Here is a 12326-nt window from a genome sequence, read left to right as displayed (position 1 = left end):
TATCATAAGAGTGAAAAGGCGCGCGGCGCGAGATCATTGGTGAATCATGTCTTTATACGGACGCCGAAATATTTCTAAGACGACTTAACGCCCCACCTTGGGGTTTGGAAAGAAAAGGTGCGTACATGTGTGAAAAGTGTGAGACGGCCGGGATCGGTCGACGTCATCTGCTGACACTGGGCGTGGCCGGCCTGGTCGCGCTCGGGCTGGATGGCGGGGCCCCGCAGGCACGGGCCGCCGATGGCGCCGCGACCGCGCTCTCGCCCGGCGAAGCGCTTGCCAGGCTGAAATCGGGCAACGAGCGCTATGTGCGCACTCCGGAACTCTGTTCGATCGATCTTGCCGCGAAGCGGGCATCCGTCGCCGGTCATCAGGCGCCATGGGCGACGATCGTCAGCTGCGCCGACAGCCGCGTCCCTCCCGAACTGATCTTTGGCGGCCATGGTGTCGGCGAACTCTTCGTTGCCCGGAACGCCGGCAACCTGGTCGATACCGCGACGCTCGGCACCATCGAGTACGGCACGGCCGTGCTCGGCTCGCCACTTGTCGTCGTGCTTGCTCACACCGGCTGCGGCGCGGCGAGCGCCGCCTGCAATGTCGTGACGAAGAAGGCGACCTATCCCGGCGCCATCGGACCGATGATCGAACCCATCGTGCCGGCGGCGATTGCCGTGCAGGGCGAGCCCGGCGATTTCGTCGACAACACCGCCATGGAAAGCGCGCGGCGAACCGCAGCACGGCTGACGGCGACGAGCAGGCCTATCGCAGACCTCGTCGATGGCGGAAAGCTCAAGATTGTCGCTGCGATCTATGACCTGAAAACCGGCATCGTTACCAATCTCGACTGAATGGCCGCGTGGTGCGCGGGGGCAATCTCCGCGCACCGCGCCATCGTCCTGCCGCTGGTTTTCAGGTCGTTGCCGTTGCTTCCCGGCGGTCATGTACGGGCGGGCCTGCATCGGCGGGCTTGCTGACGGGGGCCGGGTCGGCCTATGGATCGGCACCATCCGGCGCGATACGCCAGCCTTCCAGAAACGGACACAAGAATTCTATGCAGACCGATGTGATCACCAGTCCCGAGGTCGCGGCCGCGCTTGCGGCGGGGCGGCCGGTCGTGGCGCTGGAATCCACTATCATCACCCACGGCATGCCCTATCCGCAAAATGTCGAGACGGCGCGGGCCGTCGAAGCCACGGTGCGGGAGAACGGGGCCGTGCCTGCGACCATCGCCGTGCTCAATGGCAAGCTGGTGGCGGGGCTGGACGAGGCAACGCTTGACCGGCTCGGCCAGGCGAAGGACGTCTTCAAGGCGACGCGCCGGGACCTTGCCCCGATCATGGTGCGTGGCGGGACGGCAGGCACAACGGTGGCCGCGACCATGGTGATCGCCGCCAAGGCCGGCATTCCGGTTTTCGCGACGGGCGGCGTCGGCGGGGTGCACAGGGGCGCGGAAGAAACCTTCGACATTTCCGCCGATCTCATCGAGCTTTCGCAAACGCCCGTGACCGTCGTCTGCGCCGGGGCGAAATCGATCCTCGACATCCCGAAGACGCTGGAATTCCTCGAGACCCACGGCGTTCCGGTGCTCGGCTACCGGTCGACGGCCTTTCCGGCCTTCTTCACACGCGAGAGCGGCGAGACGGTCGATTTTGCCTGCGACAGCCCCGAGGAAATCGCGTCTGTGATCGCCACCCATCGGGCGCTCGGTTTTTCCAGCGGCCTTCTCATCGCCAACCCGATCCCGGAGGCCGACGCGCTCGACAGCGCCATGATCGACCAGCGGATCGCGGAAGCGATCGCCGAGGCGGAGGCAAAGGGCGTTACCCGCAAGGCGCTGACGCCCTTCCTGCTCCAGCGCATCCTGGAATTGACCGACGGGCGCAGCCTCGTTGCCAATATCGCCTTGGTGAAGAACAACGCCGCGCTGGCCGCGCGTATTGCCGTGGCGCTGGCCGGCAGCAATGGCTGACACGACAATCGGGACGGTCGTCGTCATCGGCGATGTGATGACGGACATCATCGTCCGTGCCAAGGGCGAGATGGTGCGCGGGTCCGACTGCCGGGCGACCATCCGCATGTTGCCGGGCGGGTCCGGGGCGAACCAGGCCTGCTGGCTGGCCCACGCCGGCGTGCCAACACGCTTCGTGGCGCGTGTCGGGCATGAGGATCATGCGCGACTGGTCACGGACTTCGCGGCCGCCGGCGTCGAGGCGCATCTCGGTTCAGACGCCGATCTGCCGTCCGGCAAGCTGGTGACGCTGGTCGCGGCGGACGGCGAGCGCAGCTTTTTCACCGACCGCGGCGCCAACGATGCCCTGTCATCCGCCGACCTGCCGGAGGGGCTGCTTGCGGGCGCTGCGATCGTGCACGTCTCGGCCTATGCGCTGGTGGCGCCGGGCTCGCGGACCGCCGTGCTCGATTTCCTCGCCAAGGCCAAGGCGGCAGGGATCGCGACCTCGATCGATCCGTCATCCATCACCTTCCTGTCCGAATTCGGGGTGGAGAATTTTCTTCAGTGGACGCGGGGCATGGACTTCTGCTTCCCCAATGCGGCGGAGGCGGCGCTGCTTTCCGGCAGCAACGATCCCGATGAGCAGTTCCAGCGGCTCGGTCCGCTCTACAAGACCCTCGTCATCAAGCGAGGCGCGCAGGGCGCCGAAGCCCTTGCCGATGGGCTGCGATATTCGGCGCCCGCGCCTGTCGCGGACGTGATCGATACGACGGGGGCGGGCGATGCTTTCCTTGCCGCCTATGTCGCGGCTCATCTTGGCGGGCACGATATCGCGACCTGCTTAGTGCGCGGCACGGCGGCCGGTGCGGCCATCACCACCGTGCTTGGCGGCCGGCCCTCGGCTCTCGAACAGGCTTGAGGGCGGCGGCTCAGGCCGTCGCCTTGGCCTCATGTCCCAACCGGGCGGAGAGATCGTCGGCCGCCCGAAGCAGGCAACCCAGATAGGCCGCGTGGTTGGCAAGGCCGTCCTCGCGCGGGGCGACGAGGCAGAGCGTTGCGACGCAGATGCCGCTCTCGTCGCGCACCGGCACCGCGAAGCAGTGGGTGAAGGTCTCGACCGCGCTGTTGAAGGTGAAATAGCCGTCCTTCCTCGCCTTGGCGACCTCGGCGAGGAAGACCGATGTCTCCAGCCAGGAGCCATCGGGAAGCTGGAAATCCTGCGGCGGGATGAAGGCGAGGATCTCGTCGTCGCTCATGTGCGAGACGAGCAGGCGGCCCGAGGCCGTCCACGGGATCGCGACCGGCTCGCCGACGTTGGAAGAGATGCGGAAGGGCCGCAGGCCCTCCTTCATCAGCGCGACCGTATACTTGTTGCCCTCCAGCATGCAGAGCTGCGAGGTCTCGCGGGTTTCCTCGGCGATGCGCACCAGAAGATCGTCACATTCGCGCATGAGGTCGAATTCCTCGGCATAGGCGGTGCCGAGGAAATAGAGCTTGCGGCCGAGATAGACCCGGCCGTCGCCGCCGCGATATTCGAGGACGCCGAGACGCACCAGGAGGTTGACGAGTTCATAGACCGACGAGCGCGGCGCGCCGATCTGGCCGGCGATCTCGTTGGGGCGCATCGGCATGCGTTTCAGGCGCAGGAAGTCGAGGATCTCGAAGGCCCTGTCGAGCCCGCGCGCCCTTTTGCCGATGCTTTCCTCTGCGTCCAGAACCATTGGATCCTCATATCCCGATGATTGGCATCAGGCCTTTTTCTTGTAGGCGATGCAGTCGATCTCGACCTTGCAATCGACCATCATGCTCGACTGCACGCAAGCGCGCGCCGAGGGATGGGCGCCGAAATATTCGGCATAGACGCCGTTGAAACTCCAGAAATCGCGCGGATCGTCAAGCCAGACGCCGACGCGCACCACGTCTTCCAGGCCATAGCCGGCCTCTTTGAGGATCTTGATCACGTTCTCGATGGTGCGGCGGGTCTGCGGGATGATGCCGCCGGCCACGATCTCGCCGTTCTCCATGGCCACCTGGCCTGAAACATAGAGCCAGCCGTCCGCCTCGACGGCGCGGGCGAAGGGAAGGGGCTGTCCACCCGCGCCGGTTTCTCCGGCGCCATAGCGTGTAATCGTCACAAGGATGACCTTTCTTGTTTTTGATGGAAAGTGGTGGAAAAAGCCGTCAGCCGAAGCTCGACGACTTGAGGAATTCGGCGAGGCGCTCGGTCTTCGGCGCGATGAACATCTCGCGCGGATTGCCTTCCTCGGCGATACGGCCCTGATTCATGAAGATGACGCGGTTCGACACCTCGAAGGCGAAGCGCATCTCGTGGGTGACGATCAGCATCGTCATGCCGTCGGCCGCGAGATCCTTGATCACCTGCAGCACTTCGCCGACGAGTTCGGGATCGAGCGCGGAGGTCACTTCGTCGAAGAGCATCAGGCGGGGATTCATGGCGATGGCGCGGGCGATCGCGACACGCTGCTGCTGACCGCCGGAAAGCTGGCCGGGGAAATGGTCCTTGCGGGCCAGCATGCCGACCCGGTCGAGCCAGCGTTCGGCAAGCGCCACCGCCTCGTCGTGGGCCATCTTCTTCACCTTGGTGAGGCCGAGCGTGACGTTGCGCGTCGCCGTCATGTGGGGGAAGAGATTGAACTGCTGGAAGGCCATGCCGGTCAGCGCGCGCTGGCGGGCGATGTCCCGCTCCGAGCGCCGGCGGCGCGTGCTGCCGCTCGTCTCATAGCCGATTTCCTCGCCGTCGAGGCGGATCGTGCCGCCCTGGAATTCCTCCAGCATGTTGATGCAGCGGAGCATGGTCGTCTTGCCGGAACCGGACGAACCGATGATCGAGACGACGTCGCCCTTGGTCAGGGAGCAGTCGACGCCCTTCAGCACCTCGGTCGCGCCGTAGCTCTTGTGAAGGTTCTGAATTTCAAGAAGTTTCGCGGTCATGTCGGGAACTCGATCTAGCGCGGGATGTGGGTCTTCGCCTCGACGTAGCGCCCGAAGCGCTCGATCGCGTAATTGACGGCGAAGTAGAGAAGGCCCGCGAAGAAATAGAAGGGCAGGCTCATGAAGGTGCGCGAGATCACCTCCTGCGTGCGCAGGAGAAGTTCGGCGACACCGATGATCGAGAGCAGGGTTGAGGCCTTCACCATCTCGGCGGCGGTGTTGACCCAGGCCGGCAGGCCGAGGCGCATCGCCTGCGGACCCAGCACATAGGCGAAGGTCTGCGAGAAGGTGAGGCCGATGGCCTTGGCCGCCTCGATCTGCCCCACCGGGATCGTTCCGAGCGTTCCACGCGTGATCTCGGCGACATGGGACGAACAGAATACCGCGAGGGCGAGGACGCCGGCCTCGAAGGGATCGAGCTGCAGGCCGATCGTCGAGAGCACGTAGTAGCTGGCGAGCACCAGCACGAGCACGGGCGTGCCGCGGATGAAGTCCGTATAGCCGCGAAGGACGAGGCGAACGAGCATGTGCCCGTAGGTCAGGCCGAGGCCGACGAAGATGCCGAGGATCGTGCCCGCGACAATGGCGAGCGCCGAGATGGCGACCGTCAGGCCGATGCCCTTGAGAAGCGGGATGCGGGCGATCCAGAGCTGGTCGAGGAAGGGGAGAAAGTCCATCGGGCTCACCTTGGAATGGCCAGCAGGCGTTCGAGCCGGCGCAGGAGCGCGGCGATCACCGTGCAGGTGGCGACGTAAAGTCCGCTCGCGACGATCCAGGTCTCGACCACGCGGAAGGTCTCGACGTTGATCTTGCGCGCCTCGAAGGTGAGTTCGGGCACGGCGATGGCGGCGGCGAGCGAGGTGTCCTTGAAGAGCGAGATGAAGGTGCTCGAAAGGGCCGGCAGGACGGAGCGAAACATCACCGGCAGGATGATCGAGGTCCGGATCTGATGCTCGGTGAGGCCGATCGCGAGGCCGGCCTCGCGCAGGCCCGGCGGCACGGCCTTCAGTCCACCGCGGAAGACCTCCGCCAGATAGGCGCCGGAGTAGATCGCCAGCGTATAGACGAAGGACTCGATCTTGCCGAGGCGCAGGCCAAGCTGCGGCAGGGCGAAATAGGTGAAAAGCACCAGCACCAGAATGGGCGTGTTGCGGATGATCGTCACGTAGAGCGCTGCCGGCCGGCGCAGGAGGCCGCGCTTGGAGACGAGGCCGAAGGCGACGACAAGGCCGATCAGGCAGCCGATGCCGATCGCTCCGACCGCCAGCAGGAGCGAAAGGCCAAGGCCTTCCAGCAGGCTGTCGAAGCTGCGCCAGACGGCGGCAAAATTGAGTTGATAGCCCATGAGGGATCGGGTCCGGAAATTCGGGGCGCGGCGACGGGGAAATCGCCGCCGCGCCGACTGTCTTACTTGTATTCGACCGGGAAACCGATCTGCGGCGGGGCGAGATCGACGCCGAACCAGGTCTTGAAGGACTTGGCATAGAAGTCGAATTCGACGCCCGTCATCGCCTCGTGCAGGGCGGTGTTGACGAAGTTCAGCCAGACCTGATCGCCCTGGGCGACGGCGCAGGAGTAGCTCTGCGGGTTCCAGCCGTAGCCGGCATCCTTGTAGCGGCCCTGGTTCTGGGTCATGTACCAGGCGATCGACGACTGGTCGGTCGCCACCGCGTCGGCGCGGCCAGCCTCAAGCGCCTGATAGATCAGGTCCACCGACTCATACTGGTCGACGGTCGCTTCCGGCAAAGCGGCGTGGACCATGTCCTCCGCATAGACATTCTGCAGCACCGACACCGTGACCGACGAACCGGCGGCCTTCAGCGCCGCATAGTCGGCGTAGGAACTGTCCGCCTTCATCATCAGGCCGACGCCCTCGCGGTAGTAGGGGATCGTGAAGGCGACCTGCTGGGCGCGCTCGCCCGTGACGGTCATGAACTGGCAGGTGATGTCGACCTTGCCGGTGGTGATGTTCGGAATGCGGGCATCCGACGACTGATTGACGAACTCGATCTTGTCCGGATCGCCGAAGAGAGCCTTGGCGACGATGCGGCCCATGTCGATGTCGAAGCCCTGCAGCTTGTCGTCAGCGCTCTTGAAGTGCCAGGGCGCGTTCGTGCTTCCGGTTCCGAGAACGAGGTGCCCACGGGAGAGAACCTCCTGGAGCTTGCTGGTGGTCTCCTGCGCGTTGGCGGGCAGGGCGAAGGAAAGGGTTGCGGCGAGGATGGCCGCCAGTGCCGATGTCTTGATCATGTTGCTGTTCCTCTCGTTGTCCAATATAGCAGACATGTGTCTGTAATAACGGATTGACGAAGTTTTGGCCTTGTCGCATATCTTGTCAAGTGCCCTTGAGAGGAAGCGGAGAGAGCAAATGGGTGAGTGGTCTGAGATCGATACGCCCGCCGTGCTGGTCGACCTTGATGTCGTGCAGCGGAACATCCAGCGGTTTCAGACCTATGCGACCACGAACGGGCTTGCCGTCCGGCCGCATATCAAGACGCACAAGTTGCCGAAGATCGCCGAGATGCAGTTCGACGCCGGCGCGGTCGGCATCACCTGCCAGAAGGTGTCCGAGGCCGAGGCCATGGTCGCCGGCAGCGACCGCATCACGGACGTGCTGATCACCTACAACATTCTCGGGGCCGGCAAGCTTGCCCACCTGAGGGCGCTGGCCGGCAAGATCATGCTCAGGGTCGTCGCAGACAGTGAGCCGGTCGTGGCCGGGCTTTCAGGGGCCTTCGCGGATGCGGACAAGCCGCTCGGGGTCTTCGTCGAATGCGACACTGGTGCGCATCGCTGCGGTGTCTCTTCGCCCGAGGCGGCCCGCGATCTTGCCCTGATCATCGACCGCTTGCCGGGCCTCACATTCGCGGGCCTGATGACCTATCCGCCGGTCGGCGGCGCCGAGGCCGTGCAGGACTTCATGACCAGGGCGAAGGCGTTGATCGAGGCGGAAGGGCTTTCCGTGGAAACGATCACCTCCGGCGGCTCGCCGGACATGTTCCGCGCCCACAAGCCGTCCGTCGTCACCGAGCACCGGCCGGGAACCTATGTCTACAACGACCGCTCGCTGGTCGTTCGCGGCGTTTGTGGCTATGACGACTGCGCCCTGACGGTGCTTGCCACGGTCGTCTCCGTGCCCGCGCCGGACCGTGCCATCATCGATGCGGGCAGCAAGGTGCTGACCTCCGATCTCCTCGGCCTCACAGGCCACGGCCATGTCCTCGATCGGCCGGATCTGTCGATCGACCAGCTTTCGGAGGAGCATGGACGGATCGTCAGCGAGGGCCCGATCGGGCTTTCGGTCGGTGACAAGCTGCAGATCGTGCCGAACCACGCCTGCGTCGTCACCAACATGGTCGACGGCGTGCACGTCCTGCGGGCAGGCGAGGTGGTCGGCTATTGGCCGGTGCCGGCGCGCGGCAAGGTCGTCTGAGCCTGCGCGGAACGGTTGGTCTGGCGAAGTCGGTCGGTCCGCCCGATCTTCTGCCCGGGTATTCGGCTGCGCAGACGCTCCGGCTCTCGCCCAGCCACGTTGAAACCCGTATGCCCTTGCCGTTCCGTCGTTTTGATCTGTACAACTGATCCCGAAAAGCCAGAGGGCAAGGCGGATGGACGCCGGAGCGAATCGAACTCCGAGTGCACGCCGGGTTGCCACCGCCTACTCCTTCTCCACGAGCTCATCGGGTCGCCATGTCGCGCAAGCTCATCCGTGCCGTCGTTCTTCTCATCGTGGTGGCCCTTGTCGGCGGCTTCGGCGTCTACCGCTACGTGCTGGCGACGGATTCGCATGCACTCCCCGACACCATCGCCATGGCGAACGGTCGGATCGAGGTGCAGCGGGTCGACGTGTCGGCGAAACTGCCGGGACGCGTTGCCTCCATCGACGTGCGGGAGGGCGATCTCGTCGCGGCGGGCGATGTGATCGCAACCCTGGACCAGAGCGAAACCCTGGCCGAACTTGCCGCCGCTCAGGCGTCTGTGGAGCAGGCGATCCAGGGCGTGGCGCAGGCGCGGGCGGCGATTGCCAGCCGGCAGGCGGAACTGGAGCTTGCGGATGTGCAGCTCAAGCGCGCGGAAGATCTGAGGACGCGGGACTTTTCCTCGCAGTCGGAAGCGGACCAGCGCCGCGCCGGGCGCGATGTCGCCGCCGCCGCCGTTGAGGCGGCCAAGGCGTCGCTCGGCTCCGCTCAGGCCGCCCAGAAGGTGGCCGAGGCCAAGGTCACGCAGATCAAGGCGACGATCAACGACCTGGTGCTGAAGGCGCCCATCGCCGGCCGGGTCGAATACAAGCTCGTCCAGCCGGGCGAAGTCGTCGCGGCCGGCGGCCGCGTCGTCACGCTGCTCGACCTTTCCGACGTCTACATGACCGTCTTCCTGCCCACCTCCTCGGTCGGCAAGGTGAAGTTCGGCAGTGAAGCGCGCATCGTTCTCGATGCCGCGCCGGAGTATGTGATCCCCGCCAGCGTTTCCTTCGTGGCGGCGGAGGCGCAGTTCACGCCGAAGACGGTGGAAACGACCTCCGAGCGCGAGAAGCTCATGTACCGGGTCAAGGTCGCGGTGCCGACGGACCTCCTCAAGGAGTACCGCGACTATGTGAAGTCGGGCCTTACGGGAGATGCCTACGTCCGACTTGGGGCGGACGCCGCCTGGCCGGACTGGCTGCAGCCGAGGTTGCCCGATGCCGCCGGGTGAACCCGCGGTCCGTGTGGTCTCGGTCACGCACCGCTACGGTCGCACGACTGCCGCCGACGATGTCTCCTTCGATCTGCCTTCCGGCAGTGCGACGGCGGTCATCGGGCCCGACGGAGTTGGAAAATCCGCGATCCTCGGACTGATCGCCGGTGTGCGCCGGCTGCAGACCGGAACGGTCGAGGTGCTCGGCGGCTCGATGGCGGATGCGGGTCACCGCAGCCGCATCGCCGGGCGGATCGCCTATATGCCGCAGGGGCTCGGGCGCAACCTCTATCCGACCCTGTCCGTCACCGAAAACGTCGACTTTCATGCCCGCCTCTTCGGCCTTCATGGCCGCGAACGCGCCGCGCGCATCGCGCGTCTCCTGCAGGCGACAGGGCTCGATCCGTTTCCGGACCGGCCTGCGGGCAAGCTCTCGGGCGGCATGAAGCAGAAGCTCTCGCTCTGCTGCGCCCTCGTGCACGACCCCGACCTCCTGATCCTCGACGAGCCGACCACCGGCGTCGATCCGCTTTCACGGCGGCAGTTCTGGTCGCTGATCGACCGCATCCGCGCCGACCGGCCCGGCATGACGGTGATCGTCGCGACGGCCTACATGGAGGAAGCCGAACGCTTCGACCGGGTGATCGCCGTCGACGACGGCCGGCTGATCGCCTGCGGACCGACGGCGGAGGTCATTGCCAATGCCGGCGGGAAGGGGCTTGAGGCCGCCTATCGCCGGCTCCAGAACAGCGGCAACGACCCGGGGGAGGACATTCTTGTCATTCCGCCCCGGACCGACGCGGACGGCGGAGCGCCGGTGATCGTCGCCGAGGGGCTGACGCGCCGCTTCGGCAATTTCACGGCCGTCGACCATGTCAGTTTCAGCATCCCGCGCGGCGAAATCTTCGGATTTCTCGGCTCGAACGGCTGCGGCAAGACGACGACGATGAAGATGCTCACCGGTCTGCTCGATGCGACCGAAGGCCGGGCGGAGCTCTTCGGGCGCTCCGTCGATCCGCGCGATCTCACGGCGCGGCTCGATGTCGGCTACATGAGCCAGAGCTTTTCGCTCTACGAGGAGCTGACGGTCCGGGGAAATCTTCGGCTGCATGCGCGGCTTTACCGCGTGCCATCGGGCGAGATTGCCGATCGCGTCAACGAAAGCCTCGACCGGTTCGGGCTAAGGGAGGTTGCCGACGATCTGCCGGCAAAGCTCCCGCTTGGCCTGCGCCAGCGCCTGCAACTTGCCGCCGCCTGCCTGCACCGTCCGCGCATGCTGATCCTCGACGAACCGACGTCCGGCGTCGATCCGGCGGCCCGCGATCACTTCTGGCGCCATCTCGCCGATCTTTCGCGCAAGGACGGCGTGACGATCTTCGTCTCGACCCATTTCATGAACGAGGCAGAGCGCTGCGACCGTATCTCGCTCATGCATCGCGGGCGGGTGTTGGCCATGGGCACGCCGGCCGACCTGGTGGCCTCGCGTCATGCGCCCTCGCTGGAGGAAGCCTTCATTTCCTATCTGGTGGAGGACGACGAGGAAGGCACCGTGGAGCCGGACGTTGCCGCCGACGGGACTGATCAGCCCGCCGCCACGCATGACGCGCCGTCAGGTGTCGCGAGCAGCCTCGGCAGGGTCTGGGCCTTCTGCCGCCGGGAAGCGCTGGAGATCCTGCGCGACCGCATCCGGATCGGCTTTGCCGTCGGCATTCCGGTCTTCCTCCTCTTCATCTTCTCCTTCGGCATTTCCTTCGACGTGGAATCGCTTCCCTATGCGGTTTTCGACCGCGACCAGTCCGCCGAAAGCAGGGGCTTTCTCAGGAGTTTCGAGGGATCGCGCTATTTCGAGCAGCATGATCCAATCGGATCGGAGGCGGAGGTCGACTGGCGGCTGCAGGATGGTGAACTTCGCCTCGTCATCGGCATCCCGCCGAGCTTCGGGCGTGATCTGCTGCTGAGCCGGCAGCCGGAGGTGAGCGTCTGGATCGACGGGGCCAATACCTTCCGCGCCGAGACCGTGCGCTCCTACGTCAACGGGCTCGTGACGACCTGGGCCGAGGAAAAGGCGCGCGAGGCTTCGGCGGGGGCGTCGGGTCTGGTCCTGCCGATCGAGATCCGGCCGCGCTTCCTCTACAATCAGGCCTTCAAGTCGGTGAATGCGATCGCGCCCGGCGTCATCATGCTGGTGCTGATGCTGATCCCGTCGATGATGACCGCCCTTGGCGTGGTGCGTGAACGCGAGATCGGCTCAATCGCCAACCTTCAGGCCTCGCCCGCGAGTGTCGTCGAATTCCTGATCGGCAAGCAACTGGCCTATGTCGCGCTGGCGACCGTGAACATCGCCATGCTGATCGCCACGGCGGTCTTCGTCTTCGGCGTCCCCTTCAACGGCTCGCTGACCGCCATGACCTTCGGCGCGCTCCTCTATGTCTTTGCCTGCACGGCCTTCGGTCTGCTGGTCTCCACCATCGTCACGACGCAGGTCGCCGCGACGTTTGCGACGGCCATCCTCAGCGTCATACCGGCGATCAATTTCTCCGGCTTCCTGTTTCCGCTCGCCTCGGTGGAAGGGCCGGGCCGGGTCGTCGGCACCCTGTTTCCGGCCTCCTGGTTCCAGACGATCTCGCTCGGTACCTTTGCCAAGATACGCCCGGTGACCGACTTCGCCGCCAATTTCGCCATGCTTGCGTTGTTCGGGTTGATCTTCATCGGCGCTGCGTCCCTGATCCTCAAGAAGCAGGAGCCGTGA

Annotated in this window: 12 protein-coding genes; 6 read left to right on the top strand and 6 right to left on the bottom strand. The window is 65.4% G+C overall.

From position 1 onward, the window contains the following. The first annotated feature begins 125 nt into the window (after positions 1-125). The 3 genes from HDIA_RS19730 (at position 126) to HDIA_RS19720 (ending at position 2870) form a co-directional block, all read left to right on the top strand. Positions 126-848, top strand: coding sequence for a carbonic anhydrase (locus HDIA_RS19730; protein WP_099557711.1), 723 nt, complete (start codon positions 126-128; stop codon positions 846-848). A gap of 203 nt (positions 849-1051) precedes the next feature. Beyond that, positions 1052-1969, top strand: coding sequence for a pseudouridine-5'-phosphate glycosidase (locus HDIA_RS19725; RefSeq protein ID WP_099557710.1), 918 nt, complete (start codon positions 1052-1054; stop codon positions 1967-1969). Then, positions 1962-2870, top strand: a complete 909-nt coding sequence (locus HDIA_RS19720; RefSeq protein ID WP_099559039.1) for a carbohydrate kinase family protein — start codon at positions 1962-1964, stop codon at positions 2868-2870. The genes HDIA_RS19725 and HDIA_RS19720 overlap by 8 nt, the downstream gene beginning before the upstream one ends. Before the next feature lie 10 nt (positions 2871-2880). Here the strand turns inward: HDIA_RS19720 and HDIA_RS19715 are convergent, their stop codons facing one another. The 6 genes from HDIA_RS19715 to HDIA_RS19690 form a co-directional block, all read right to left on the bottom strand. Further along, on the bottom strand, positions 2881-3672 hold the full coding sequence (locus HDIA_RS19715) for an IclR family transcriptional regulator (RefSeq protein ID WP_099557709.1): 792 nt from the start codon (positions 3670-3672) through the stop codon (positions 2881-2883). 27 nt (positions 3673-3699) lie between these two features. Continuing rightward, positions 3700-4086: a RidA family protein gene (locus tag HDIA_RS19710; protein WP_099557708.1), complete on the bottom strand. Its 387-nt coding sequence runs from the start codon at positions 4084-4086 to the stop codon at positions 3700-3702. 46 nt (positions 4087-4132) lie between these two features. Next, positions 4133-4903 carry an amino acid ABC transporter ATP-binding protein gene (locus tag HDIA_RS19705; RefSeq protein ID WP_099557707.1) on the bottom strand — a complete coding sequence of 257 codons (771 nt, stop codon included), beginning with the start codon at positions 4901-4903 and terminating at the stop codon, positions 4133-4135. 14 nt (positions 4904-4917) lie between these two features. Continuing rightward, positions 4918-5580 (bottom strand): amino acid ABC transporter permease, encoded by a 663-nt coding sequence (locus tag HDIA_RS19700; protein WP_099557706.1) that lies wholly within the window; start codon positions 5578-5580, stop codon positions 4918-4920. A gap of 5 nt (positions 5581-5585) precedes the next feature. Beyond that, a complete protein-coding gene (locus HDIA_RS19695; RefSeq protein ID WP_099557705.1) occupies positions 5586-6248 on the bottom strand; it encodes an amino acid ABC transporter permease in 663 nt (220 codons plus the stop codon). A 62-nt stretch (positions 6249-6310) separates the two neighbouring features. Continuing rightward, on the bottom strand, positions 6311-7153 hold the full coding sequence (locus HDIA_RS19690) for a transporter substrate-binding protein (RefSeq protein WP_099557704.1): 843 nt from the start codon (positions 7151-7153) through the stop codon (positions 6311-6313). 118 nt (positions 7154-7271) lie between these two features. On the opposite strand from HDIA_RS19690, the gene HDIA_RS19685 reads away from it, so the two are divergent. The 3 genes from HDIA_RS19685 (at position 7272) to rbbA (ending at position 12326) form a co-directional block, all read left to right on the top strand. Then, entirely contained in the window at positions 7272-8336 is a 1065-nt protein-coding gene (locus HDIA_RS19685; protein ID WP_099557703.1) for a D-TA family PLP-dependent enzyme, read from the top strand. A 257-nt stretch (positions 8337-8593) separates the two neighbouring features. Further along, positions 8594-9595 carry an HlyD family secretion protein gene (locus HDIA_RS19680; RefSeq protein ID WP_099557702.1) on the top strand — a complete coding sequence of 334 codons (1002 nt, stop codon included), beginning with the start codon at positions 8594-8596 and terminating at the stop codon, positions 9593-9595. Continuing rightward, positions 9582-12326 (top strand): ribosome-associated ATPase/putative transporter RbbA, encoded by a 2745-nt coding sequence (gene rbbA, locus HDIA_RS19675; RefSeq protein ID WP_099557701.1) that lies wholly within the window; start codon positions 9582-9584, stop codon positions 12324-12326. The genes HDIA_RS19680 and rbbA overlap by 14 nt, the downstream gene beginning before the upstream one ends.

The sequence above is a fragment of the Hartmannibacter diazotrophicus genome (assembly GCF_900231165.1).
Classification (GTDB): Bacteria; Pseudomonadota; Alphaproteobacteria; order Rhizobiales; family Pleomorphomonadaceae; genus Hartmannibacter; species Hartmannibacter diazotrophicus.
The sequence above is the reverse complement of the archived record's forward strand: the minus strand, read 5'-3'. Positions and strand labels throughout refer to the sequence as shown.